The following is a 23,592-nucleotide window of genomic DNA, read 5'->3' as shown; positions in this document are numbered from 1 at the left end:
ACAATGACGGTGAATAGAACAACAGCGTCGCCCGCACGGCGGCGGCGCGCGAAGGTCGGCGTGGGCGTCGGTCTCGGCATCACGCTTTTCGCCGCGCAGGCCGCCGCGGCACAGGGCGACGCGCCGGCTCCCGAAGCCGATGCGGCCGCCAGCGCGACGCTGCCGGCGATCGCGGTCAGCGGCGAGCGCGGCGGCGCGTTTCGCGCGCGCGAAGCGTCGGTCGCTGGGCTCGACGACGCGCCGCTGCGCGACACGCCGGCCTCCGTCAGCGTCGTCACGCGCGCGCAGCTCGACGACCAGCAGGCCAAGCGCCTGAGCGACGTGGTGCGCAACGATGCGTCGGTCGTCAACGACTACGCGCCCGTCGGCTACTTCGAAGGCTTCGCGATTCGCGGCTTCCCGCTGGATCTCGCGAGCGCGATCCGGATCGACGGGCTGACGGTGTCCGGCGAGCAGAACGTGCCGCTCGAGAACAAGGAGCGCGTCGAAATCCTGAAGGGACTGGCCGGCATCGACAGCGGCGTGGTCGCGCCGGGCGGCGTGATCAACTTCGTGACGAAGCGCTCGGCGAACGTCGCGAGCGTGACGACCGGCGTCGACAGCCGCGGCTCGACATCGGCGGCCGTCGATCTCGGCCGTCGCTTCGGCCCCGGCCGCCAGTTCGGATTCCGGATCAATGCCGCGAAGGAGAACATGCACTCGTACATCGACGGCACGAACGGACGGCGCACGTTCGGCTCGATCGCCGCCGACTGGGACATCAGCCCGCGCGCGAGCCTGCAGTTCAACGCCGAATTCCAGCAGTGGATCCAGCGTTCCGCACCCGGCTACCAGCTGCTCGGCGGCACCGTCGTACCGTCCGTCAACACGACGTCGAAGGCGCTCGGCACACAGCCGTGGGCGAAGCCGGTGACGACCGACGCGCTGAACCTGAACGCGCGCTTCGACTACCGATTCAACGACGACTGGAACGCCTACATCGCCGCGGGCCGCAGTCGCACGATGATCGACGACAACAGCGCGTTCGCGTACGGCTGCTATTACGCGCCGAGCTGCGCGGCCGGCGCGACGTCGCCGTTCTTCTTCGGCGCGAACGGCGACTACGACGTGTACGACTTCCGCAGCCCCGGCGAATACCGCCGCAACGACGACCTGCGCGCGGTGACGACGGGCAAGTTCGCGACGGGCCCGCTGCGCCACGAGCTGACGCTCGGCGTGAGCGTGCAGCGCCGCGTCGTGCACATGGCGAACGCCGTGTACGACTACGTCGGCAGCGAGAACATCTACGGGCCCGACGTCGCATTCGCGCCGTCGCCGAACACGGCCGGGCCGTCGTATCCGCAGCTCGATTCCTGGCAGTACGGCGTGTTCGGGCTCGATCGCATCAGCATCGGCGAGCATTGGCAGGTGCTCGCCGGCGGCAAGGAGGTGCTGCTGCGCCAGCGCAGCTGGAGCAGCCTCGACGGCGACGCGACGCACACCGACCGCTCGGTGTTCCTGCCGCAGGTCGCGCTCGTCTACAAGCCGGTGAACGTGCTGTCGCTGTATGCGTCGTACAGCAAGGCGCTGTCGCTCGGCGACCAGGCGCCGGTGCGCGCGACCAACGCGTATGCGTTCCTGCCGCCGGTCGAATCGCACCAGTTCGAGCTCGGCGCGAAATACGACTGGCTCGACCGGCTCAGCCTGACGGCCGCCGTGTTCTCGATCAGCAAGCCGTTCCAGTTCGCCGACCCCGATGCGTCCGGCACGAGCTATACGTTCGTGCAGCGCGGCACGCAGCGCCATCAGGGGATCGAGCTCGGCGCGGCCGGGCGGCTCACCGAGCGGCTGTCGCTGACGGCCAGCGTCGCGGCGATTCGCGCGCGTGCGTACGATTCGGGTTCGCCGGCGTACGAAGGGCACCAGATCATCAACGTGCCGGCGCTGCGCGCGTCGCTGTACGCGGATTACGCGGTGCCGGGCGTCGCGGGCCTGAACATGCTGGGCGGCGTCGAGTACAGCGGGGGCCGCAACGCGAACGAAGAGGGCACCGCGCGCGTGCCGTCGTGGTTCGTGTTCAATCTCGGCGCGCGCTATACGACGCAGATCGGCGGCCATCGCACGGTGCTGCGCGTGTCGGTGGACAACCTGTTCAACAAGTTCTACTGGCGCGACGCGGGCGAGCAGCAGGGCGACGCGTACCTGTTCCCGGGCGCGCCGCGCACCGCGCGCGTGTCGCTGACTTATGATTTCTGATCGACCGGATCCGGCCGCGTGATACGCGGCCCCGGCAGCTAACCAGGAGAACACGGACGATGTCCCCACTCGAAATCGCCGGCGTGATCGTCAGCGCGCTCGCGATCTGGCTGACCGCGAAGCGGCGCATGCTGTGCTGGCCGGTCGGGCTCGCGTCGGTCGCGCTGTACGGCTGGATCTTCTTCGATGCGAAGCTGTATTCCGACATGCTGCTGCAGGGCGCGTTCGCGGTGCTGCAGGTGTACGGCTGGCGCCGCTGGATCGCGCAGCGTACGCTGGAGGCAAGCGGCGGCGCGGCGCCGGCAGGCGACGTCGCACCCGTCGCCGGCGTGCGGCCGCGGCAGATGCTGCCCGACCTGCTCGCGGCCGTCGTCGGCAGCGCGCTGCTCGGCGGGATGATGGCGCGCTGGACCGACGCCGCGCTGCCGTTCGTCGATGCGTCGCTGACCGCGTTCAGCCTCGTCGCGCAATACTGGACCGCGCGACGCTACATCGCGTCGTGGGGGCTGTGGATCGTCGTGAACGTCGTGTACGTCGGGATGTTCGTGTTCAAGGAACTGTATCTGACGGCCGGGCTCTATGCGCTGTTCATCGCGCTCGCCGTCGTCGGCTGGCGCGACTGGAGCAGGACGGCCGACGCGCTGCGCGCGAGTGCGAATCCGGCAAGCTGATTCACGGGCCGATTCAACTACGGAGCTACGTCGTTCATGTCATTTCCCCTCGAGCCGGACGGGCCGCTATCGCCGGACGTCGCACCGCCGCAGTTCGGTGTCGACGGCGAGCAGGCCGAACGCGACTGGCCGCTGATGACGCCCGACGAGGTGGCGGCGCTGCTCGCGCGCATCGACGGTGCCGGCGAACCGGCGCGGCTGACGTGGCACAGTCCGCGTCAGTTCGCGGCGGCCACGCTGGTGCGGATGACGGACGGGCGCGCACTGTTCGTCAAGCGTCATCACGTGAGCCTGCGCGACGTCGCGGGGCTCGAGGAGGAGCATCGTTTCATCGCGCATCTGCGCGCGCGCGGGATGCCGGTGGTGGACGTGCTGGCCGATCGCAACGGCGCGACGGCTTTTGCGTGCGGCGACTGGACGTACGAGGTACATGTGGTCGCACCCGGCGTCGACGCGTATCGCGGCGTGATGTCGTGGCAGCCGTTCACGCATCCTTCGCACGCTTACGCGGCCGGCCGCGCGCTCGCCGAGCTGCATCGCGCGTCGGCCGGTTACGACGCGCCGGCGCGACCCGTGCGCACGCTGCTGTCGAGTTTCCGCGTGCTGTCGTCCGATGATCTGGCTGGCGCGCTCGAACGTTGGGTGGACGCGCAGCCGCTGCTGGTGCGCGCGCTCGGCACGCGCGACTGGCGCGGCGATGTCGCGGATGCGATCGGCCCGTATCATGCGCGCCTCGTGTCGCTGCTGCCCGCGCTGCCGCCGCTGTGGACGCACGGCGACTGGCATGCGTCGAACCTGTTGTGGACCGGCGCCGGCCCCGGCGCGCAGGTGCGCACCGTGCTCGACTTCGGCCTGTCCGACCGCACCTGCGCGGTGATGGACGTCGCGCTTGCGATCGAGCGCAACACGATCGACTGGATGGCGCCGCCCGACGCGCGGCGCATCGAATACGCGCACATCGATGCGCTGCTCGACGGCTACGAATCGCTCGAACCGCTGAGCGACGACGCGTATGCGGCGCTGGTCGCGATGCTGCCGATCGTGCATACGGAGTTCGCGCTGTCGGAGGTCGCGTATTTCGGGTGCATCATCGACGCGCCGGCGATCGTCGATGTCGCGTACGACGGTTATCTGATCGGGCACGCGCGCTGGTTTGGTGAGCGAGACGGGCGGCAATTGCTCGAGTGGCTGGTGCAGCTCCGGCGTGCGAAGCGGGGGAGCGTGTAACGCGCGAGCCGGACCTCTTCGGGCACGCGTGCCGACTGCCGGAACCTCATCTTTCTGCCGTGCGGCGGTCACCCCGCACCTTCACTGAACCTGCCTGATCTCCGGTGCGGGACGCTGCCCGCGATCGCCGGGCAGCGCACGCGCCTGACCGGCATCAACGGGTCGCGAGGCTGTCGTGATGGTCGGGCTGCGGCGTCTTCTCGCCGGCATGCATCGAAATCACGTGAAGTTCCTTGTTGCGCGAGATCATCTCGGTGGTCGGCGGGTACTGCGTCTTGCTCGTCGGCACCACACCGTCGTGTTGCGCCTGCTTCAGTTCGTTGATGACTTCCGTGCGGGTCTTGCCTTGTGCTTGCGTTTGCGCGAATGCGGCTTGCGTGGTGATGCCGAGCGACAGCGTGGCGGTGACGAACAGTGCCGTGAGTTTTGTCGTTTGCATGGAGCTCTCCTTGACGAGGCCGCCGGGTGGCGATCCATGCATTCAGTATGCGAAAGCAGCCGGGCGTGACCGTGATCGGAAGATGAAAAGTGCGTCAGATTGCGCGATGGCCCGCGTGACGCAATCGTCATGTCCGGGTCATGCATGCGGCGGGATCAAAGCGGAAGATGCAGTCAATCAGCGTTGGACATGTCGGGCGCGTTGCCGCCGATATGCGATCCGGCCGCTGGCATGCGCATCGTTCGCCGCGAGAGTCTCGACAGCGGACGAGCCCGTCACGACTCTTCCATTCGTTCGCCAAATGAATCGCCTGTTTGTCCGCTCGTCGCGCCTCGTCATGCTGGTTATCTCGCTGCTCGTCCCGCTTTTCGCAGGCTGCGCGTCCGTGCGCCCAGACACCAGACCGGTCGCATTGACCAGCGCGCCAAAAGCAAAGCCCGCCGCTGGCCAGTTGATGCCAGGCGAGCAGGTCGACTACGCGGGACATCGCTGCGGCAATCGGAACCTGTACGTGAAGATGCATCCGTGCCTGTTTCCGCAGCGCAACGTCGCGCGCTGAATACCGCGGCCGCGTGAAAGACCGTGCAAAAAAGTTCTTCGTGGATTTCCGGAGACGTCGCTTGCCGACCCTTCGCGGTCAGCCAGGCATTTATGCGCGGATGGCTCAAACATGTGCCATACCCGCCATTAGGCAATATTTGCACCGCCCTTTCCCGCTCTTCCCACCAACGCTACCGCCGATTTGGTGTTACCCCGCGCGATGTATCGCAACACTTCAGCCAGTCAAGTGCTTGATCGGAGTTCCGATAATCAGCAACCCGAAGAGCGCCTCTAGTTGTCGCTCCAACTGATCCGGTTTGGCTTGCGCCAATGCGGCCATCTCGACGACCTGTCGCATGACTTGGAAGCCGGCAATGACGGCTAGAAACATCGCGGCCCGCTGCGAGGTTTCTTCGCCGGGCAGCAGCTCAGATAACGGTCGGGCAAAGTGCGTTTCAAACTTCCTGCGCAGAATGGCTGTGGCCTGCTCATTGTTGGCCGATCGCAGCATGATGAGAAACCCGTCCATCGACGTGATGTCCGGTGCCGTCTTCGCCACAAGCGCGGCAGCAACATCGCGGCATAGCGTCGATACGTCAGACGCGTTCGTCATCACTTCCCGCGTGAGGATGCCCGGAGCCGAAAGAACCAGGTCGACTACCTCCTCGAACAGCTGTTCCTTGGACCCGAAATAACGATTCACGAGCATCGCGGTGACTCCCGCGTTCTCAGCGATCTCGCGTACACCGACATCGTAGCCCGATTGCGTAAATGCCTGTCGCGCGGATGCGAGGATCGCCTCGCGGGTAGCCGCGCCTTTTTTGCCCAGCGTCTTCATTAATTAAACACCTGTAGATTTTTTGAGCATGGAAGTATACGATTGTATAAATTTAATGTGATCAGGGAAACACTCATGGATCTGAATCTGAGGGGAAAGCGCGTGCTGGTGACGGGATCGACGGCCGGACTAGGTGAGGCGATTGCCAAGTTGCTGGCTGCGGAGGGTGCAACAGTGGTTGTGCATGGCCGCAGCAGTGATCGTGCAGAGGCGGTCGCGGCAGCGATCACAGTGGCAGGCGGCCATGCCGAAGTCGCGCTGGGCGATCTGGCAACCGATGCAGGCGCCAATGCCGTGGTTGCCAAGGCGACCGAAGGTGGAACCATCGACATACTGGTCAATAACGCTGGCTATTATCACCATTTGAACTGGCGCACTGCCTTACCCGACAAGTGGATGGAGACCTATGAGGTCAACGTCCTGTCCGCCGTGCGCATGATCCAGCGGCTGGTGCCAGCCATGCGCGAGCGCGGGTGGGGCCGCGTGATTCAGATCGGCGGCGGACTCGCCGGTCAGCCGGTCTCGATGCAGCCTGACTACAACGCCTCGCTTGCCGCCAGGCACAACCTAGCTGTTTCGCTGGCGCGCGACCTCAAGGACTCCGGCGTGACCTCGAATGTTGTGGCACCCGGCGTGATTCTCGTGCCGGCCGTCAGGGAGCTGCTCGAGAACATCGCTCCGCAGCACGGATGGGGTCGGACGTGGGAGGAGATTGAGCGCGGCTGCGTTCGCGACATGGTGCCCAACGACGTCGGCCGCCTTGGCCGTCCTGAAGAGATCGCGGCGGCGGTTGCTTATCTCGCAAGCCCATATGCCGACTACGTGAGCGGCGCAACGATCCGCGTCGATGGTGGCACGATCCGCTCTGCGTTCTGATCGGACATGCAAAGAGGGCGATCATGGCTGGCAATCCGAGAACTCCTGCGAGGCGAAGGAGCGCTAACGGTCGGAATCCATCGTTTAAATGTCCGAGGCAGCAACCAGGTGTATGACGGCAATTGGCCGAACGCCGACGTTCCTCCCCAGCGTTCCCCCCGTAATCCGCGATGAACCAAAAAAAAGCCCGGCACTTCACGTGTCCGGGCCTAACGCGTGTTCGTGCCGTGCGGCAGCGAATCGCTTGCGTGGGTGTAACGGGCATTGCCCGTCACGTTGTCGATCGTATCGAAGCGACCCATCGCGAAGCTGATCGGAACATGAAATTTTTGTCATGCAGCGGCGAATGCGTCGCGGTGCGACTCGCGTGATTCGTCTTCGATCGGTGACGAAACTGTCGTCGCACAATCGAAAGCGGGCGTGTCGGCACGCCCGCTTCGGATCACACCTGCGCGAGCGCCTGGTCGAGGTCGGCGAGCAGGTCGTCGATATGCTCGATGCCGATCGACAGGCGCACGGTTTCCTCCTTCACACCAGCCTTCGCGAGTTCGGCGGGCGATAGCTGGCGGTGCGTCGTCGAGGCCGGATGCGTGGCGAGCGACTTGGTGTCGCCGATGTTGACGAGCCGCGTGAACAGCTTCAACGCGTCCTGGAACTTCGCGCCGCCGTCACGGCCGCCCTTCACGCCGAAGGTCAGGATGCCGGGCGCGCGGCCCGACAGGTAGCGTGCGACGAGCGGATGGTCGGGGTGATCGGGCAGTCCCGCGTAGTTCACCCATTCGACGTTTTCATGGCGCGCGAGATGCTGCGCGATCTTCAGCGCGTTGTCACTGATGCGCTCGACGCGCAGCGCGAGCGTCTCGATGCCCTGCAGGATCTGGAACGCGTTGAACGGCGAAATCGCTGCGCCCATGTTGCGCAGCGGCACGACGCGCGCGCGGCCGATATAGGCAGCCGGCCCGAACGCTTCCGTATAGACGACGCCGTGATAGCTGACGTCGGGCTCGTTGAGCCGCTTGAAGCGGTCCGCGTGCTGCGTCCACGGGAACTTGCCCGAATCGACGATCGCGCCGCCAAGGCTCGTCCCGTGGCCGCCGAGATACTTCGTCAGCGAGTGCACGACGATGTCCGCGCCGTGTTCGAACGGGCGCAGCAGGTACGGCGACGGCACAGTGTTGTCGACGATCAGCGGGATCCCGTGGCGATGCGCGATGTCGGCGAGCGCGGCGATGTCGGTCACGTTGCCGAGCGGGTTGCCGACCGATTCCGCGAAGATCGCCTTCGTGCGCGCGTCGATCAGCGGCTCGAACGATGCGGGGTCGCGCGGATCGGCGAAGCGCGTCGTGATCCCGTATTGCGGCAGCGTATGCGCGAACAGGTTGTAGGTGCCGCCGTACAGCGAACTGGCGGACACGATATTGTCGCCGGCTTCCGCGATCGTCTGGATCGCGTACGTGACGGCCGCCTGGCCCGACGCCAGCGCGAGTGCGCCGATGCCGCCCTCGAGCGCGGCGATCCGCTGCTCGAGCACGTCCGTCGTCGGGTTCATGATGCGCGTGTAGATGTTGCCCTGGACCTTCAGGTCGAACAGGTCGGCGCCGTGCTGCGTGTCGTCGAATGCGTACGCAACGGTCTGATAGATCGGCACCGCGACCGCGCGCGTGGTCGGGTCGGGGCGATAACCGCCGTGCACGGCGATGGTTTCGAGGCGCCAGTTCGATGCGGCCTGATCGGTCATGGGTGCTCCGTCTGTTGTTGTGGTGGTCGAGCGATTATAGGAGGACGTGCGCGGCTACCCTTAGAACGATTGGTTTGTTGCTTATGGTGGCGCGGCGCATAAAATGCCTTTTCCGCAAACAAGGGGTGCGCAATGAATCAGGATCATTGGAACCAGGTGGATGCGTATTTCTCCGCGACGCTCGTGCCGTCCGACGACGTGCTCGACACGGCGCTGGCGGCGAGCGACGCGGCCGGGCTGCCCGCGATCAACGTCGCGCCGAACCAGGGCAAGCTGCTGCAACTGCTCGCGACGATCCGCGGTGCGCGCCGGATTCTCGAGATCGGCACGCTCGGCGGCTACAGCACGATCTGGCTCGCGCGCGCGTTGCCGCCAGGCGGCACGCTCGTGACGCTCGAACTGGACCCCGAGCATGCGAAAGTCGCGACGCGGAACATCGCGCGTGCCGGGTTCGCGGAAGTCGTGACGGTGGTGGTCGGCAGCGCGAAGGACAGCCTCGCGCGGCTCGTCGATGCGGGTGAAGCGCCGTTCGATTTCATCTTCATCGATGCCGACAAGGACAGCAACCCGGTCTATCTCGACGCGGCGCTGAAGCTGTCGCGGCCCGGCACGGTGATCGTCGTCGACAACGTCGTGCGTGGCGGCCGCGTGGCGGATCCGGACAATCGCGAGCCCGACGTGGTCGGCGTGCGCGACGGGTTCGCGCGTCTCGTGGCCGACCCGAACCTCACGACGACGGCCGTGCAGACGGTCGGGCAGAAGGGTTGGGACGGGTTCTCGATCTCGATCGTCGGCGGGTGATGTGGTGCTGCGTGACGTCGCAAGGGCATGCAACCTGCTAGCCCTTGTCCGGATCCGTATCGCTGCACTGGTCGGGATCGTCGCGCAGCAGGATCCGGCGGATCGTGCCGTGATCGTAGAACGGCACTTCCGGGCAGAACTTCCGGCCCGCCCGCGTTGGCGCCGGCTTCCATTTGACAGCTTCCGTGCGGACGAGCGTCGGTGCGTGACCGGCAGGAGCCGCCTTCCAGACATCGATATACGTGCGCGCGGGGAACGGCGAGTCGTCGGTTTCGCAGTCCTTTGGAGCGGGCAGAGTAGAGCGCAGGACGCCGGAAGCAGTTTGCTCGATGCGTTGCGGGAATGAGATGAAGCCGTCTCCGTAGTCGGGCACCATATAGCAATAGCGACGCGTGTTCCCATCAAGCACAGGCAGCAGATAACTGGTGGCCGAGTCGATTTCCTTCACATCGTTGCCCTGCCAGCGGTAAGTCGTCACGCCGTGCTCGGCGGCACTCGCGCGCCAACTCGCCCAAATGATCCGGTGTACGGGATCGAACGACGGTGAGGTGATCGCCTGCAGTGTAGGCGGTGCATCGACAAAGCGCCGCGTCTTCGGATTGAAAATCCACATCTGGTACGGAATGTTCGGACCGGCGCCCATCGACTGCGCGAGCATCAGGTCGGGCCAGCCGTCGAAGTTCACGTCGACGAATTCAGGCGTGAATATGCCGCAGGTGCCTTGTGAATCGGTCTCGAGCGTTTGCACGAGGCGAGCATGGTCATAGAGCCGAATCGCGGTGACGTGCGGGGTGTCGTCGCATGAGCCGTCGCCCGGCAGCGCATTGGCGACGAGGCGGACGTCATAGGGGAATCGCTTGCCATCGTGCTTTCTGGCGAGCGACACGGGCAGCGTGCGTTTGCCGTCCGGCGAGGTCCACGTGCCCGATGCCGTCTCGACGAAGCGGTCCATCTTCCACGTACCCGTGACGCGATCGGGGTTTGATACGGCGCCGATGTCGCGCTCCGACAGCGATGCCCCCTGCGTGCCGAACGATCCCTTCAGCGACAGGCGATAGCGTGTGTCCGCCGCACACGGCGCATAGCAGTACGTGCCTGACAGCGTGTCGGCCACACGCGACAGTGCAACCTCGATATGCCGGTTGCCGAGCGTGCCGGCCCACGCATCGGACCACACCGGGAATTCGACCGTGGGCTCGGCGCGCGCAGCCGTCAATGCGGTCGCCGCGCTTGCGGGCGCGCACGCCAACAGGATGGAGACGGACGCGAGCAAAATCGCGTCGACGCGTCGACGCACCCACGCGCGGGAGGAAGGTTGCATGGCTCGGAGCCTCGGGATTGTTGTTGATTGCCGACCTGGATGCCCGGGAGCGTTGGCGTCAGGGGCGTGTATTCGTCGAACCCGCCGTGCGATACAGCCGCGGCCACTGATCCTGGAACAACCCGTTGCAGGCGCCGTGCATCGCGACGTCGTTCAGCACGAAGCGTCGGCCGTCGAACACCCACGACGCGCTCGATCCGCAATCGCCGGCACTGCGCACGCGGTCGAGGCTCGACAGCATCGCACGCGCGGGATCGTAGCTTGCTGCGGTCAGCTGATTCGTGAATGATGCCGGATCGAGCCCCGCGCTCGCGTGCTCGCCGAAATCCAGCGGCGTCGGCGCATACGGCGCGCTGCGATGCACGCGATACCAGAGGTCCGTATGGTTGTACGCGCTGCTCGTCTGGCACGGGATCGACACGATCGCGTCGGTGGTCGAGATCGCGATGGCCGACGCCGTCTTGCGGCGATCGAGCGCCGACATTTCGTCGCCGGCATCGGCCACGCAACGCTTCACGTTGCCGCTGAATTTTTCGAACACCGCGTCGACCAGGGGACGTTGTTCGGCGGGCGTGAGGTCGGCTACACGCGGTGCAGGGACGGGCGCGGGCGGCAACGCCGGCGCGGCGGGCACCGACGACGCGGGCCGCGTACCCTTGCGCAGCAGTGCGGTGACCGTGCCGATGCGGCCCTGCGTGTCGTCGATCAGCAGCAGCGCGGCATTGAGCCCCGACAGCGAGACGCGCGGTGTGCGCGCGGCGGCCGGGTCGCCGAAACTGACCATCTGTGCGTTGTGCGACATGGTCAGCCACGCGTCGACGGTCGTCGGGTCGCTGGTGCGGATGCGGAACGGATAGACGTCGCCATCTTCGTTGCCCGTCCTGGCGACTGCGTGCCACTCGGCCGGCACCGCGTCGAACGGCTGACCGTCCGCCCGCGCGGTGCGCAGGTCGAGCGGCGCCGATGCGAAGATTTCCAGCGATGCTCGCGCGTCGGCGCCGGCATCGCGTGTGAGTCGCACGATCATGCTGGTGCGCGTGTCGTCGATGTCGTCGTTGCCGCCTTCGGCGACACAGCGGTTCGCGTTGTCGCAAACAACTGACCAGTTCTTGAAGTCGCGCGCCACCGAATGTTGCGCGGGATCGCGCGCGGTGGCAGAGAGCGACGCGGTGAGCAGGGTGATGGCGACAGCAAGCGGGAGATGACGAAACATAACGGTTCGTATCGGCGGTGACGGGGCGAACGGCGGATGTCCGGTTGCACGCGCATCGCGGGTGCGCGATGCGGATCGGGCGCGGCCGGACGGCATCAAGTATACCGCCGCTACGATGGCGATTCATGTGACGGTTGTCGAATACCGGCATATGAAAACGGCGCGACGCCCACCGGCATCGCGCCATTCCCTTTTTCATCGATCGTCGACCACGTCACGCAGGAACGCATCGAGCATCGCCACGTCGCCCCACGGCCGCTTGTACTCGCGATCGTGTTCGGCATCGGCGAGCATCGTTTCGACGAGCGCATGGATCGCCGGCCGGCGCGGCCCGTATTCGCTTTCGTTCGCGCTCATCTTCAGCGCGAGCAACGCGTCGAGTTCCGCGCGCACCGCCGGCTCGTGCACGGTGCCGGCGACGAGATCCGCGAAGCGCATCGGCGGCATCCCGAGCCCCATGTCGATCCAGCGCACCGCGAGCAGCGGCCGCAGCACGTACAGGTACTTCTTGTAGCGCACCGTGTCGCCTTGCAGGTAGCCGCGAAAGTTCTTCTTCGCCATCGCGAGGTAGTGGTGACGCCCACGCACCGGCGAGAAGAACGCCGACGCCAGCGACCTGAGCCGCGGCGCCCAGCGCGCATCTTCGCGATACACGACGGGCGAGTCGAGCCATTCGAGCAGCGTCGGGTTCGAGCGGCGCAGCAGCTGCAGCGCCTTGCGCAGTTCCCAGCCGCTGACGTCGAGCTCGTCGTCGAGCGGCCGCTCGATCACGTCGCGTTGCGGTTCGACGCTCAGGTACCAGTCGCGTCGATGCGCATACACGAAGCGCACGTCGTAATCGCTGTCCGGCGACGCGAAGCCCCAGCCGCGGCTGCCCGATTCGCACGCGAACAGCACGCTCACATCGTGGCGGCGTTCGACTTCCGCAAGTTCCACCATCACGCGCGCCCGTACGGCCGGATCGACCGGGTGCGCGCTTCGCACGGGTGTCAAATTTTCCGTTTTCATTGTTGTCGTTTCCTTTTCGTTGTGCGCGGCCGCCGGCCCTCGGCCGCGCACCGCGCTATCCTTTCACGCACACCACCTGCCGCAGCGTATGCACCACTTCGACGAGGCTGCGCTGTGCGGCCATCACCGCGTCGATGTCCTTGTAGGCCATCGGGATTTCGTCGATGACGCCAGCGTCCTTCCGGCATTCGACGCCGCGCGTCGCGTTCACCTGGTCGTCGACCGTGAAGCGGCGCTTTGCTTCCGTACGGCTCATCGTCCGGCCCGCGCCGTGGCTGCACGAGCAGAAGCTTTCCGGGTTGCCGAGCCCGCGCACGATGAAGCTCTTCGCACCCATCGAGCCCGGAATGATCCCGAGCTGCCCCTTCTGCGCCGACACCGCGCCCTTGCGCGTCACGAGCACGTCCTCGCCGAAGTGGCGTTCGCGCTGCACGTAGTTGTGGTGGCAGTTCACCGCGTGCTCGTCGACCGAGAACGGCTTCGCGATCACGCTGCGCGCCGCGCAGATCACCGCCTCCATCATGGCCTGCCGGTTGCGCCGCGCGTAGTCCTGCGCCCAGCCGACCGCTTCGACGTAATCGTCGAAGTGCCGGCTGCCCTCGGTGAAATACGCGAGGTTGCGATCCGGCAGGTTCGCGATGTGCTGCCGCATGTCGGCCTGCGCGAGTTCGATGAACAGGCTGCCGATCGCATTGCCGACGCCACGCGAGCCGCTGTGCAGCATGAACCACACGTGGTCCGCTTCGTCGATGCACACCTCGATGAAGTGGTTGCCCGTGCCGAGCGTGCCCAGATGCGCGTAGTGGTTCGTCCTTTCCAGCTTCGGATACTTATCGACGATCCGCTTGAAACCCGGCAGCAGCGACTTCCACGATTCGGTCACGGCGGCCGGCGTGCGCTCACCCCATGCGCCCGGATCGCGACGGCCCGGCGCGCGGCCGTGCGGCACCGCGCGTTCGATCGCGCTGCGCAGCGCGCCGAGCGAGTCCGGCAGGTCAGCGGCGGTGAGCGTCGTGCGTGCGGCCATCATCCCGCAGCCGATGTCGACGCCGACCGCTGCCGGAATGATCGCGCCCTTCGTCGGGATCACGCTGCCGATCGTCGAGCCCTTGCCGAGGTGGACGTCCGGCATCACCGCGACGTGCCTGAAGATGAACGGCATCTGCGCGGTGTTGCGCAGCTGCGCGCGTGCTTCGTCCTCGACAGCGACACCTTGCGTCCACATCTTCACCGGCTTGCCGTTCGCCAGTTCCATTACCTGAAAATCGTCGTTACTCATTTGCATCACCATTCATTCGTTCATTCGTCCGGCGCGGCACGCATGCGCCGCGCCGGTTCATCCATCACGCACCCTTGATGCTGACGAGTCCGTTCAGCACCTGGTCGAGGCCGCCGAACACCGAGATGCGGTCGATCCGTTCCGCGACGCGCTCGAGCGTTTCCAGCTCCTTGAGCCGCAGCGCGGTCGGGTTCTCTTCCATCACCTTCGCGGTGTTCAGCAGCGAACGCGTCGCCGCCGTTTCCTCGCGGCGGCGAATCACGTTCGCCTGCGCGGCCTTTTCGGCTTCGACCACCTGCGCGAGGATCGTCTTCATGTCGCCCGGCAGCACGATATCCTTCACGCCGACGCTGCGCACGTCCACGCCCGATTGCGCGAGCCGTGTGCGCACTTGCGCGATCACGACGTCGTCGATCGCCTGCTTGTCCTCCAGCAGCTCGTCGAGCGAGCGCGTGCCGACGGCCGCACGCAGCGCGAACTGCAGCTCGCGATACAGGTGCTCGACCGGCTTTTGCAGCTGGCCGAACGCATGCAGCACGTCCGCATAGCACCACGTCGCCGACAGGTTCAGCCGCAGCGCGACCTTGTCGCGTGTCAGGATTTCCTGTCCGCCGACTTCGAGCGCCTGCAAACGCAGGTCGACGAGTTCGACCGCGACGTCGCGGTTGAAGCGCCAGTACGCTGCAACGCCCGGTTCGAGCAGCCGCTCGATCTTGCCGTCGATCTTCAGCACACCGACGTGATACGCCGGCACCTGCGCCAGCAGCACGCCCGTCAGGCCCGCCACGCCGCGCGCACGCAGCGCCGGTTGCGCGATGCGCTTCACGAGCGCGGCCGGCAGCATGCTGTCCTGCGCGAGATCGACGCGCTCCAGCCGGTGCGCGATCGGGCCGCGCCAGTACAGCCGACGCGTGCCGGGCGGCAAGATTTCGACGAGCACGTCGTCTTCGTAACGCAGGCCAGCTTCGTCGTCGCCCAGATCCATTGCGACGAAGTAGTGCGCGAGCACGTCCGGTGCGTCGTGACGCAGGTAGTCGGCCAGCGCGGCATCGGCGAGCGGCGCGTCGAGACGCGCGGTCTGCACCGACAGACGCTTGAACGGATCGAAGGCCTTGAACACACCCGGTTCGAGCACCTTCACGAAATCGCCCTCATTCATCAGCAGCGCGCGTTCGTTCTTTTTCACCACATGACGCTTCCACATATTCTTGTCCTTTTCTTCAATGGCCGCCGAGCGACACGCATCGCACGGATCGGGGTGCGACGCGATCGGGCGGGCGGCGCGGAGGTCCGGCGCGGTCGCACGGCGACGCATCCTGCATCGCGTCGTCGTGCGCATTCGCGCGGGCCGTCCGGCCGCCCGGCCGATCGCGCGGAACCGCAACCGGTCCGACGCGCGGCGGGCCTGTCGGCCCGCATCGGCGGGTACTGCTTTTTTCAAGAGACTGTCTTTGCGGACAGTGTTCGAGCGGGATTCGAACCCGCTACACACCGGCTTGCGCCGGCTGCTCTACCCGAATGAGCTACCGAACGGAGGGCGCCCCGGGATTCGAACCCGGGCGAAGTTCCAATACGCGCCCGTTTGCCTTCGTCTGCCCATGGCGGCATGCGCGACCGCGACGAACGAGGTTCGGCGGCAGCGCACCAGCAGGGCTTTGTGAACCCTGGCTCGTGGGCCAGCGGGACATCCGGCACCTTCTATTTAGCGAGGAGCGTGCCAGCGGGTGGGATGGGTGACGAAAAATTCCATCAAGCCTTTGAAATAAAAGAATAATTTGTGATTTTTCGTCGGCGCCTACGGAATCCGCCGGCGTCCACCTTCTCACCCAATTCCGATACAATCGGATCGCTTCTTATCCCATGAGATAAACATGCGCAAGACCGTCGCCATCGGCTTTCTCGGCACCGTGCTCGATCAGGGCGGCCGCGCGCCGCGCCGTTACCGCAAGTGGCGGCCGACCGTGTCGCTCTGCATGCAGCCGGACTTCGCGATCGACCGGCTCGAGCTGCTGCATCCGCCGGGCCACACGCGCCTCGCCAATCAGGTGCGCGACGATCTCGCGCATCTGTCGCCGGATACCGAGGTGCGGCTCACGCCGGTCACGATCCGCGATCCGTGGGATTTCGAGGAGGTCTACGCGACGCTGCACGACTTCGCGCGCGCCTATCCGTTCGATCTGGACCGCGAGGACTACCTGGTCCACATCACGACGGGCACGCACGTCGCGCAGATCTGCTGGTTCCTGCTCGCGGAAGCGCGCTACCTGCCCGCGCGCCTCGTACAGACGGGGCCGCCGAAGCAGACCGACGAAGGGTCGAGCGGCCCCGGCACGGTGTCGGTGATCGATCTCGACCTGTCGCGCTACAACCGGATCGCGCAGCGCTTCACGCGCGAGCGCGACGAAACCGTGTCGTTCCTGAAGGCCGGCATCGCGACACGCAACGCGCGTTTCAACGCGCTGATCGAGCAACTGGAGCGCGTGGCCGTGCGCTCACGCGCGCCGATGCTGCTCGTCGGGCCGACGGGCGCCGGCAAGTCGTTTCTCGCGAAGCGCGTGTACGAACTGAAGCGCGGCCGCCATCGGCTCGCGGGGCCGTTCATCGAGATCAATTGCGCGACGCTGCGCGGTGATGCGGCGATGTCGACGCTGTTCGGTCACGTGAAGGGAGCGTTCACGGGCGCGCAGTCCGCGCGTGCGGGCTTGCTGCGCGCGGCGGACGGCGGCCTGCTGTTTCTCGACGAGATCGGCGAACTCGGGCTCGACGAGCAAGCGATGCTGCTGAAGGCGATCGAGGAGAAGCGCTTCCTGCCGGTCGGCGCGGACGTCGAGGCGACCAGCGATTTCGAGCTGATCGCGGGCACGCATCGCGACCTGCGGCAGATGGTGGCGGCCGGCACGTTCCGCGAGGATCTGTATGCGCGGATCAATCTGTGGACGTATGAATTGCCGGGGCTGGCGGAACGTCGCGAGGACATCGAGCCGAACCTCGAGTTCGAACTCGATCGATTCGGCCGCGAGCAGGGCGAGCAGGTACGGTTCAACGTGGAAGCGAAGCGACGTTATCTCGCGTTTGCGGCGTCGCCGCGCGCGGCATGGGCCGGCAACTTCCGCGAGCTGTCCGCATCGATCACGCGGATGGCGACGCTCGCCGATGCTGGGCGGATTACCGAGGCGATTGCCGAACAGGAGGTCGAGCGGCTGACGCGCACGTGGTCGTCACCGGGCGGCGCGGGCGCGTCGGATAGGTACGTCGACGCCGTGTTCGGCATGCGTGCGGCGGAACTCGACCTGTTCGACCGCGCGCAGCTCGAACGCGTGCTCGACGTATGCCGCGTGTCGGCGAGCCTGTCGGAGGCCGGGCGCACGCTGTTCGCGGTGTCGCGGCAGAACAAGAAGCAGCCGAACGATGCGGACCGGCTGCGCAAGTATCTCGCGCGGTTCGGGCTGGATTGGGACGGCGTGCGGCAGGTGCTGGACGCGAGGTAGTCGAACCGCCGCGATATTCACCGCTCAAACGCCGCAGATCGCGATGATCTCCGCACTGACTGCTTCATCGAACGGCCCGCCGTGCCAGTCGCCGCACCACGCAGCCGACGAGAAACCGGCGGCCGCGACCCGCGCCTGCAGTTCGCTTTGCGCGATGAAGCGCAGCCGGCTCGCGCTTTTCACCTGCGTATCGTCACGGTGAAAGCGGTAGACCGTGTCGAACGACACGATCGGCCCGTCGACCGCGGTCACCGCGTGGTGCAGCTCGACGATGCCGAATTCCGGCGAATCGATACGGGATACGGATGCCTGCGGTGTCCACGCACGCCACGGCTCGACACGCGGGTTGCGGGTTTCGAACAGGAAGCGGCCACCATCGGCCAGCACGCGCCGCACGCCGCGCAGCGTCGCGTCGATGTCCGCGTCGGTCAGCAGGCACTGGAACGCGTGCCCGGTCATCACGACGGCGTCGAATGGCGCGCCGCGCGGCAGGCCATCGAGGCCGCACGCGAACCAGCGCACGGCGTCGGCGCCCGGCTGGCGTCGCGCATGGTCGATCATCGCGGGTGCGGGATCGATCGCGACGACGTCGTGTCCGGCCGACGCAAGCCGCCGCGCGAACGTGCCGGTGCCGCAGCCGAGATCGAGGATCCGTTGCCGCGCGGCGCCGATGCGCGATGCGTAGAACGCGAAGTCGCGATCACCGGCATTGAACCGGTCGTAGACCGCGACGAGGCGCGGGTCGGTATAGAGGCGTTCGCCGGCAGGCGCGGCGCCGGACGTCATGCGAAACGCGCGGGTCAGCGCTGCTGCACCGCGACGCGCAGCCCGAGCGCGATGAAGATCGAGCCGATGATCTTTCCTTGCCAGCGCGTGAGCCATGCGAGCCGCTTCACGACACGGCCGAGCGGGCGGATCGAGCACGCGATCAGCGTCGTGTAGAGCGAGCTCAGCGCGACGAAGATCAGCCCGAGCACCGCGAACTGCACGAACGTCGAACCGCGTTCCGGATGCACGAACTGCGGCATGAACGCGAGGAAGAACAGCGCGGTTTTCGGGTTCAGCACTTCGGCGGGAATCGCCTGCAGATACGCCTTCAGCGGCGTGACGGCCGCCACCTTCGGCAGCGACGGATCGGAAGACGGCCGGTCGAGCAGCGCACGCACGCCGAGGTAGATCAGGTACGCGGCGCCGACCAGCTTCACGACGTTGAACGCGAGCGCCGACGTCATCAGCAGCGCCGACAGCCCGACGGCCGCGAACAGCGTATGCACGAAATCGCCGCTCGCGACGCCGAGACCGGTCAGGATGCCGGTCTTGCGGCCGCCCTGTACGGTGCGACTCAGCACGAGCAGCACGGCGGGGCCGGGGATCAGGAACAGGCCCAGAACGACGGCCGTGAAGGTGGTCAGCGTGGTCAGGTCGAACATGGCGGCTCCAGCAAGGTGGGCGCAGCGGCGGGGGAGGATCGACGCATTGTATTCGGTTCGGCGCGCGGCTGCCCGCCCCCCCCCATCACCCACCCAACTCCCCCGCCAGATAGTCCACGAACGCGCGTATCCGCGCGGACATCTGATGCCGTCGTGCATACACCGCATAGATATCCGCGGCCGGCGTCTCGTAGTCCGGTAGCACGACGACGAGGCGCCCGTCGGCCAGGTAGTCGCGGATATCCCATTCCGCGCGCATCAGGATCCCGTGTCCATCGAGCGCCCACTTCACCGCGATCTCGCCGTCGTTCGTCGTCAGGTTGCCGTTGATCCGCACGGCCTCCGTGTTGCGCGACGCGCCGCGTCCGCCCGTCAGCCGCCAGATCCCGTAGCCTTCATCGCCTTGCCGGATGCCGATGCAGTTGTGTCGCGTCAGCTCGTGCGGCGTGCCCGGTGTCCCGTGCCGAGCGAGATACGCGGGCGCCGCGCACAGCAGCCGGCGGTTCGGCGCGAGCCGCCGCGCGACGACACGCGTGTCGGGCGGCTCGCCGAAGCGGATGCACACGTCGAACGCATCGTCCGTCAGCGGTGGCGGCATCACCGACAGCTGTAGCTGCACCGACACTTCCGGATAGCGCGCGACGAAGCGCGAGATCGCCGGGCCGACGTGGCTGCGCCCGAAGCCGAGCGTCGCATTTACGCGCAGCAGCCCCTTCGGCCGCTGTTTAGCGCTGCCGAGCAATTCACCCAGTTCGTCCATCTGATCGAGGATCCGGCGTGCGTAGTCGAGATACACGTCGCCCTCGGGCGTGAGCATCATGCGCCGTGTCGTGCGGTTGACGAGCGTCACGCCGGCGCGGCGCTCCATCTGTGTGAGCCGCTTGCTGACGGCCGCCGCGGTCAGCCCGAGTTCGCGCGCGGCCGCGCTCAGGCTGCCCGACGCGGCCAGCGTCGAGAAGAAGCCGAGATCGGCCGGCTGGACGGTATCCGCCATGACGGGATTCATGAATCAAAGTTAAAGATGCTTTGAGTCTAGCACCGGTTCCCGTACTGCCGGTTCGGTAAAGTGCATTCACGCTTACGATCAATCGAGGATGTCAGCATGAAGACCTACCGTATCGCGACCATTCCCGGCGACGGCATCGGCAAGGAAGTGGTGCCGGCCGGCAAGCAGCTGCTGGAAGCGCTGGCCCGCGGCAGCGACCGCTTTGCGTTCGAGTTCGAGGATTTCGACTGGGGCGCTGATTACTACCGCCAGCACGGCGCGATGATGCCGGCCGACGGCCTCGACGCGCTGCGCGGCAAGGACGCGATCCTGTTCGGTTCGGCCGGCGACCCCGACGTGCCCGACCACGTGACGCTGTGGGGCCTGCGCCTGAAGATTTGCCAGGGCTTCGACCAGTACGCGAATGTGCGCCCGACGCGCATCCTGCCCGGCATCAACGCGCCGCTGAAGCGCTGCGGGCCGGACGACCTGAACTGGGTGATCGTGCGCGAGAACTCGGAGGGCGAATACGCGGGCGTCGGCGGTCGCGTGCACCAGGGGCATCCGATCGAGGCCGCGACCGACGTGTCGATCCTCACGCGCGCCGGCGTCGAACGCATCATGCGCTTCGCGTTCCGGCTCGCGCAGTCGCGTCCGCGCAAGCTGCTGACCGTCATCACGAAGAGCAACGCGCAGCGTCACGCGATGGTGATGTGGGACGAGATCGCGAAGCAGGTCGCGCAGGAATTTCCCGACGTCACGTGGGACAAGGAGCTCGTCGACGCCGCGACCGCGCGCATGGTGAACCGCCCGGCGTCGCTCGACACGATCGTCGCGACGAACCTGCACGCGGACATCCTCAGCGATCTCGCCGCCGCGCTCGCCGGCAGCCTTGGCATCGCGCCGACCGGCAACATCGATCCCGAGCGCCGCTATCCGTCGATGTTCGAGCCGATCCACGGCTCCGCGTTCGACATCATGGGCAAGGGCCTCGCGAATCCGGTCGGCACGTTCTGGTCAGTCGTGATGCTGCTCGAGCATCTCGGCGAGACCGACGCCGCCGCGCGCGTAATGCAGGCGATCGAGGCCGTCACCGCCGACCCGTCGCTGCATACGCGCGACCTCGGCGGCAGCGCGAGCACCGCGCAGGTGACGGCGGCCGTCTGCGAGCGCGTCGCGACCGCGGCGGTTACCGCCTGACGGTAAAGAGGACGGTAACGGCCGCGCGCGTGCGCAGCCGTTCGTCGTCGATTCACCGCCCTGACTTTTCTGCCCGCGACTCGCGCATTCGACGCGAGCCGGGCGCCGGTGCGCACGCGTCGTCGTGACACCGGCCGGCACCCACCGGGCACGCGCGCACTGCGCACGGCTCGACCTCGAAGGAGGAGACACATGCAAGCGGATCTTGAAACCCGTGTCGCGCGCAAACTGATGTGGCGCATCATTCCGTTCGTGATGCTGCTTTACTTCGTCAGCTTTCTGGATCGCGTCAATGTCGGCTTCGCGGCGATGACGATGAACAAGGCGATCGGCCTGTCGCCGACCGCGTTCGGATTCGGCGGCGGCCTGTTCTTCATCGGCTACTTTCTGTTCGAAGTGCCAAGCAATCTGATTCTCCACCGCGTCGGCGCACGCATCTGGATCGCGCGCGTGATGATCACGTGGGGCATCGTGTCCGCGGTATCCGCATTCGCGGCCGGGCCGACGAGCTTCTATGTGCTGCGCTTCCTGCTCGGCATGGCGGAAGCCGGTTTCTTCCCCGGCATCATCCTGTACCTGAGCCTGTGGTTTCCCGCGAAGCAGCGCGCGGTGGCTGCCGCGTGGTTCATGGCGGCCGCGCCGATCTCCACCGCGATCGGCTCGCCGCTGTCGGGCGCGATCATGCAGATGCCGCCGATGTTCGGCCTCGCCGACTGGCAGATGCTGTACATCATCGAAGCGCTGCCGGCGGTGTTGCTCGGCTTCGTCGTGTTGAAGTGCCTGACCGATTCGCCGTCGAAGGCCGCGTGGCTGCGGCCGGACGAGCGCGACTGGCTGATCGCGAAGCTGAAGACGGAAGCCGACGCGCGCCACACGCATGCCGGGCATACGGCCGGCGCATGGCAGGCGCTGCGCGACCCGCGCGTGCTGGCGCTCGCGCTGATCTACTTCGGCACGTCGGCAGGGCTGTACACGCTCGGCCTGTGGGCGCCGCTGATGGTCAAGCAGTTCGGCTTCACCGCGCTGCAGACGGGCTTGCTGACGGGTATCCCGAGCATCGCCGCGGTCGTCGCGATGATCGTCTGGGCGCGGCATTCGGATCGCACCGGCGAGCGCACGTGGCACGTCGTGATTCCGTGCGTGCTGGCCTGCATCGGCTTCGTGTTCGCGGGGCAGGCGAGCACCGCGCTCCTGACCGTGCTCGCGCTGGTCGTCGTCAACATCGGGATCAGCGCCGCGAAGGCGCCGCTGTGGGCGATGCCGAGCGCGTTCCTGTCAGGCGCCGGCGCGGCCGCGGGGATCGCGATGATCAACTCGATCGGCAACCTCGGCGGCTTCGTCGGGCCATTCGCGATCGGCTGGCTCAAGCACGTGACGGGCGGGTATGCGGCCGGGCTGTACGTGGTGGCGGGCACGCTCGCGGTGTCGGCGGTCGTTACGTTGATGCTGAGTCGGAAAGAGGCGCGTGGGCGGGTCGTGTCGGGCGTGCAGCATCATCATTGAAGGCGCGCCGCGTCGGCGCATTCGTGCAGCGTTTCGCGCACGGCGGCGCCGGCGTGACGCGTCAGCTGAGTCGATCTTTGCCGCAGCGTTGGCGGGTGCCTGGTGCCGCGACGCTGCGCGCAATCTCCAGCGCACACGCATCGGCCGACGCTGTCGACGTATCGACGAAGCAATCGCTGAACGCGCGCGCCGCATACCCTTCCCGATACATCTCGGCGATCCGTTGCCGCTCCCAGTCCGTCAGCGCGCGCGTGCCGCGATTCGACGATGCGATCGCTTCGGGCGGTGCGAGCGTGACGACGAACAGCCGCGCATCACGCGCATCGCAGGCCGCGCGCAGCCGTTCGAATTCCGCTTCGCCGATCGGATAGGCGATTACCAGATGACGTTCGCTCGCGTGCGTGATCTGCGTGACCAGACGCTCCAGCGCGATCGCCCACTGCACGTCGAACGGGGCGTCGTCGGGCGCGTCGTGATCGTCGCCGTCGATGAAGCGCGCATCGGGCAGCGCGCGCGAGAGTGCGCTGCCAATCGTCGTCTTGCCGCTGTTGATCGGGCCGTTCAGGTGAATGACGGTGAGAGGGCGCATGAGAAAACACAGAGTCGGACGACTCGCAGCTTGCCATGACTGGCGCGGCGGCGCAGCGCCGCCGTGCAGCGTCATTGATCCGTTGATACGTCTTGCACGATCGTCAAGCGAGGACATCGGAACGCTTTCGGCGATTTCCTTCGCACATGCGTGAGCCGACGCTCGTGACGTTTGGTGGTGGACTGTTCTTACCCATCTCGCCTCTCGGCTG

21 protein-coding genes and 1 tRNA gene are annotated in these 23,592 nt (G+C 66.5%); 9 read left to right on the top strand and 13 right to left on the bottom strand.

The window, feature by feature from the left end:
- Positions 1–3: 3 nt before the first annotated feature.
- Genes FFI87_RS27050 through FFI87_RS27040 form a run of 3 tightly spaced genes read left to right on the top strand, consistent with a single transcriptional unit; the run spans position 4 to position 4,133 of the window.
- The gene (locus FFI87_RS27050) at positions 4–2,235 is read left to right on the top strand and encodes a TonB-dependent siderophore receptor (protein ID WP_138850077.1); all 2,232 of its coding nucleotides are present in this window, start codon (positions 4–6) and stop codon (positions 2,233–2,235) included.
- Positions 2,236–2,294: 59 nt separating this feature from the next.
- Positions 2,295–2,906, top strand: coding sequence for a nicotinamide riboside transporter PnuC (gene pnuC, locus FFI87_RS27045; RefSeq protein WP_012365457.1), 612 nt, complete (start codon positions 2,295–2,297; stop codon positions 2,904–2,906).
- Positions 2,907–2,942: 36 nt separating this feature from the next.
- Positions 2,943–4,133, top strand: coding sequence for a phosphotransferase enzyme family protein (locus FFI87_RS27040; protein ID WP_138850078.1), 1,191 nt, complete (start codon positions 2,943–2,945; stop codon positions 4,131–4,133).
- Between the two features lie 154 nt (positions 4,134–4,287).
- Here the strand turns inward: FFI87_RS27040 and FFI87_RS27035 are convergent, their stop codons facing one another.
- Complete coding sequence (locus FFI87_RS27035; protein WP_138850079.1) at positions 4,288–4,572, bottom strand: DUF4148 domain-containing protein; 285 nt, start codon at positions 4,570–4,572, stop codon at positions 4,288–4,290.
- Positions 4,573–4,873: 301 nt separating this feature from the next.
- On the opposite strand from FFI87_RS27035, the gene FFI87_RS27030 reads away from it, so the two are divergent.
- Positions 4,874–5,131 carry a hypothetical protein gene (locus FFI87_RS27030; RefSeq protein ID WP_138850080.1) on the top strand — a complete coding sequence of 86 codons (258 nt, stop codon included), beginning with the start codon at positions 4,874–4,876 and terminating at the stop codon, positions 5,129–5,131.
- A 216-nt stretch (positions 5,132–5,347) separates the two neighbouring features.
- On the opposite strand, the gene FFI87_RS27025 is transcribed toward FFI87_RS27030, so the two are convergent.
- Positions 5,348–5,950: a TetR/AcrR family transcriptional regulator gene (locus FFI87_RS27025; protein WP_012365461.1), complete on the bottom strand. Its 603-nt coding sequence runs from the start codon at positions 5,948–5,950 to the stop codon at positions 5,348–5,350.
- Between the two features lie 75 nt (positions 5,951–6,025).
- On the opposite strand from FFI87_RS27025, the gene FFI87_RS27020 reads away from it, so the two are divergent.
- Positions 6,026–6,826, top strand: coding sequence for an SDR family NAD(P)-dependent oxidoreductase (locus tag FFI87_RS27020; protein WP_012365462.1), 801 nt, complete (start codon positions 6,026–6,028; stop codon positions 6,824–6,826).
- Between the two features lie 442 nt (positions 6,827–7,268).
- Here FFI87_RS27020 and FFI87_RS27015 read toward each other — a convergent pair whose 3' ends face one another.
- Complete coding sequence (locus tag FFI87_RS27015; RefSeq protein WP_012365463.1) at positions 7,269–8,564, bottom strand: O-acetylhomoserine aminocarboxypropyltransferase/cysteine synthase family protein; 1,296 nt, start codon at positions 8,562–8,564, stop codon at positions 7,269–7,271.
- Positions 8,565–8,696: 132 nt separating this feature from the next.
- Here FFI87_RS27015 and FFI87_RS27010 point away from each other — a divergent pair, with 132 nt between their 5' ends.
- On the top strand, positions 8,697–9,365 hold the full coding sequence (locus FFI87_RS27010) for an O-methyltransferase (protein ID WP_105788680.1): 669 nt from the start codon (positions 8,697–8,699) through the stop codon (positions 9,363–9,365).
- 37 nt (positions 9,366–9,402) lie between these two features.
- Here FFI87_RS27010 and FFI87_RS27005 read toward each other — a convergent pair whose 3' ends face one another.
- The 6 genes from FFI87_RS27005 to FFI87_RS26980 form a co-directional block, all read right to left on the bottom strand.
- Positions 9,403–10,686, bottom strand: coding sequence for an XAC2610-related protein (locus tag FFI87_RS27005; protein ID WP_249180303.1), 1,284 nt, complete (start codon positions 10,684–10,686; stop codon positions 9,403–9,405).
- Positions 10,687–10,744: 58 nt separating this feature from the next.
- A complete protein-coding gene (locus FFI87_RS27000) occupies positions 10,745–11,899 on the bottom strand; it encodes a DUF1176 domain-containing protein (RefSeq protein WP_105788679.1) in 1,155 nt (384 codons plus the stop codon).
- Between the two features lie 195 nt (positions 11,900–12,094).
- On the bottom strand, positions 12,095–12,907 hold the full coding sequence (locus FFI87_RS26995; RefSeq protein WP_105788678.1) for a nucleotidyltransferase domain-containing protein: 813 nt from the start codon (positions 12,905–12,907) through the stop codon (positions 12,095–12,097).
- A gap of 55 nt (positions 12,908–12,962) precedes the next feature.
- Positions 12,963–14,186: an RtcB family protein gene (locus FFI87_RS26990; RefSeq protein WP_105788701.1), complete on the bottom strand. Its 1,224-nt coding sequence runs from the start codon at positions 14,184–14,186 to the stop codon at positions 12,963–12,965.
- Between the two features lie 64 nt (positions 14,187–14,250).
- Positions 14,251–15,390 (bottom strand): slipin family protein, encoded by a 1,140-nt coding sequence (locus tag FFI87_RS26985; protein WP_012365467.1) that lies wholly within the window; start codon positions 15,388–15,390, stop codon positions 14,251–14,253.
- 256 nt (positions 15,391–15,646) lie between these two features.
- A tRNA-Cys gene (locus FFI87_RS26980) sits at positions 15,647–15,719 on the bottom strand.
- 338 nt (positions 15,720–16,057) lie between these two features.
- Between FFI87_RS26980 and rtcR the strand changes: the two genes are divergently transcribed.
- Entirely contained in the window at positions 16,058–17,674 is a 1,617-nt protein-coding gene (rtcR, locus tag FFI87_RS26975) for an RNA repair transcriptional activator RtcR (protein WP_138850081.1), read from the top strand.
- Positions 17,675–17,698: 24 nt separating this feature from the next.
- Here the strand turns inward: rtcR and FFI87_RS26970 are convergent, their stop codons facing one another.
- The 3 genes from FFI87_RS26970 to FFI87_RS26960 all read right to left on the bottom strand — a co-directional run bounded on the left by FFI87_RS26970 (position 17,699) and on the right by FFI87_RS26960 (position 20,098).
- Positions 17,699–18,460 carry a class I SAM-dependent methyltransferase gene (locus FFI87_RS26970; protein ID WP_138850082.1) on the bottom strand — a complete coding sequence of 254 codons (762 nt, stop codon included), beginning with the start codon at positions 18,458–18,460 and terminating at the stop codon, positions 17,699–17,701.
- Between the two features lie 14 nt (positions 18,461–18,474).
- Positions 18,475–19,104, bottom strand: coding sequence for a LysE family translocator (locus FFI87_RS26965; RefSeq protein ID WP_138850083.1), 630 nt, complete (start codon positions 19,102–19,104; stop codon positions 18,475–18,477).
- An 85-nt stretch (positions 19,105–19,189) separates the two neighbouring features.
- Positions 19,190–20,098: a LysR substrate-binding domain-containing protein gene (locus FFI87_RS26960; RefSeq protein WP_138850084.1), complete on the bottom strand. Its 909-nt coding sequence runs from the start codon at positions 20,096–20,098 to the stop codon at positions 19,190–19,192.
- A 108-nt stretch (positions 20,099–20,206) separates the two neighbouring features.
- Between FFI87_RS26960 and FFI87_RS26955 the strand changes: the two genes are divergently transcribed.
- Complete coding sequence (locus FFI87_RS26955; RefSeq protein WP_138850085.1) at positions 20,207–21,289, top strand: tartrate dehydrogenase; 1,083 nt, start codon at positions 20,207–20,209, stop codon at positions 21,287–21,289.
- Positions 21,290–21,481: 192 nt separating this feature from the next.
- Complete coding sequence (locus FFI87_RS26950; protein ID WP_138850086.1) at positions 21,482–22,792, top strand: MFS transporter; 1,311 nt, start codon at positions 21,482–21,484, stop codon at positions 22,790–22,792.
- Between the two features lie 61 nt (positions 22,793–22,853).
- Here FFI87_RS26950 and FFI87_RS26945 read toward each other — a convergent pair whose 3' ends face one another.
- Positions 22,854–23,381 carry a shikimate kinase gene (locus tag FFI87_RS26945; RefSeq protein WP_012365473.1) on the bottom strand — a complete coding sequence of 176 codons (528 nt, stop codon included), beginning with the start codon at positions 23,379–23,381 and terminating at the stop codon, positions 22,854–22,856.
- Positions 23,382–23,592: the final 211 nt, after the last annotated feature.

The organism is Burkholderia sp. KBS0801 (assembly GCF_005937855.2).
Taxonomy (GTDB): domain Bacteria; phylum Pseudomonadota; class Gammaproteobacteria; order Burkholderiales; family Burkholderiaceae; genus Burkholderia; species Burkholderia ambifaria.
This window is presented reverse-complemented; position numbering and strand designations above follow the sequence as displayed.

Excerpts from the sequence above, each read along its gene's own strand:
- FFI87_RS26985 (WP_012365467.1), bottom strand. The coding sequence starts at position 15,390 with ATGTGGAAGCGTCATGTGGTGAAAAAGAACGAACGCGCGCTGCTGATG.
- FFI87_RS27035 (WP_138850079.1), bottom strand. The coding sequence starts at position 4,572 with ATGCAAACGACAAAACTCACGGCACTGTTCGTCACCGCCACGCTGTCG.
- pnuC (WP_012365457.1), top strand. The coding sequence starts at position 2,295 with ATGTCCCCACTCGAAATCGCCGGCGTGATCGTCAGCGCGCTCGCGATC.
- FFI87_RS26950 (WP_138850086.1), top strand. The coding sequence starts at position 21,482 with ATGCAAGCGGATCTTGAAACCCGTGTCGCGCGCAAACTGATGTGGCGC.
- FFI87_RS27030 (WP_138850080.1), top strand. The coding sequence starts at position 4,874 with ATGAATCGCCTGTTTGTCCGCTCGTCGCGCCTCGTCATGCTGGTTATC.
- FFI87_RS26995 (WP_105788678.1), bottom strand. The coding sequence starts at position 12,907 with ATGAAAACGGAAAATTTGACACCCGTGCGAAGCGCGCACCCGGTCGAT.
- FFI87_RS26970 (WP_138850082.1), bottom strand. The coding sequence starts at position 18,460 with ATGACGTCCGGCGCCGCGCCTGCCGGCGAACGCCTCTATACCGACCCG.
- FFI87_RS27020 (WP_012365462.1), top strand. The coding sequence starts at position 6,026 with ATGGATCTGAATCTGAGGGGAAAGCGCGTGCTGGTGACGGGATCGACG.
- rtcR (WP_138850081.1), top strand. The coding sequence starts at position 16,058 with ATGCGCAAGACCGTCGCCATCGGCTTTCTCGGCACCGTGCTCGATCAG.
- FFI87_RS26990 (WP_105788701.1), bottom strand. The coding sequence starts at position 14,186 with ATGAGTAACGACGATTTTCAGGTAATGGAACTGGCGAACGGCAAGCCG.
- FFI87_RS26960 (WP_138850084.1), bottom strand. The coding sequence starts at position 20,098 with ATGGCGGATACCGTCCAGCCGGCCGATCTCGGCTTCTTCTCGACGCTG.
- FFI87_RS26955 (WP_138850085.1), top strand. The coding sequence starts at position 20,207 with ATGAAGACCTACCGTATCGCGACCATTCCCGGCGACGGCATCGGCAAG.
- FFI87_RS26945 (WP_012365473.1), bottom strand. The coding sequence starts at position 23,381 with ATGCGCCCTCTCACCGTCATTCACCTGAACGGCCCGATCAACAGCGGC.
- FFI87_RS27010 (WP_105788680.1), top strand. The coding sequence starts at position 8,697 with ATGAATCAGGATCATTGGAACCAGGTGGATGCGTATTTCTCCGCGACG.
- FFI87_RS27050 (WP_138850077.1), top strand. The coding sequence starts at position 4 with ATGACGGTGAATAGAACAACAGCGTCGCCCGCACGGCGGCGGCGCGCG.
- FFI87_RS27040 (WP_138850078.1), top strand. The coding sequence starts at position 2,943 with ATGTCATTTCCCCTCGAGCCGGACGGGCCGCTATCGCCGGACGTCGCA.
- FFI87_RS27015 (WP_012365463.1), bottom strand. The coding sequence starts at position 8,564 with ATGACCGATCAGGCCGCATCGAACTGGCGCCTCGAAACCATCGCCGTG.
- FFI87_RS27005 (WP_249180303.1), bottom strand. The coding sequence starts at position 10,686 with ATGCAACCTTCCTCCCGCGCGTGGGTGCGTCGACGCGTCGACGCGATT.
- FFI87_RS27000 (WP_105788679.1), bottom strand. The coding sequence starts at position 11,899 with ATGTTTCGTCATCTCCCGCTTGCTGTCGCCATCACCCTGCTCACCGCG.
- FFI87_RS27025 (WP_012365461.1), bottom strand. The coding sequence starts at position 5,950 with ATGAAGACGCTGGGCAAAAAAGGCGCGGCTACCCGCGAGGCGATCCTC.
- FFI87_RS26965 (WP_138850083.1), bottom strand. The coding sequence starts at position 19,104 with ATGTTCGACCTGACCACGCTGACCACCTTCACGGCCGTCGTTCTGGGC.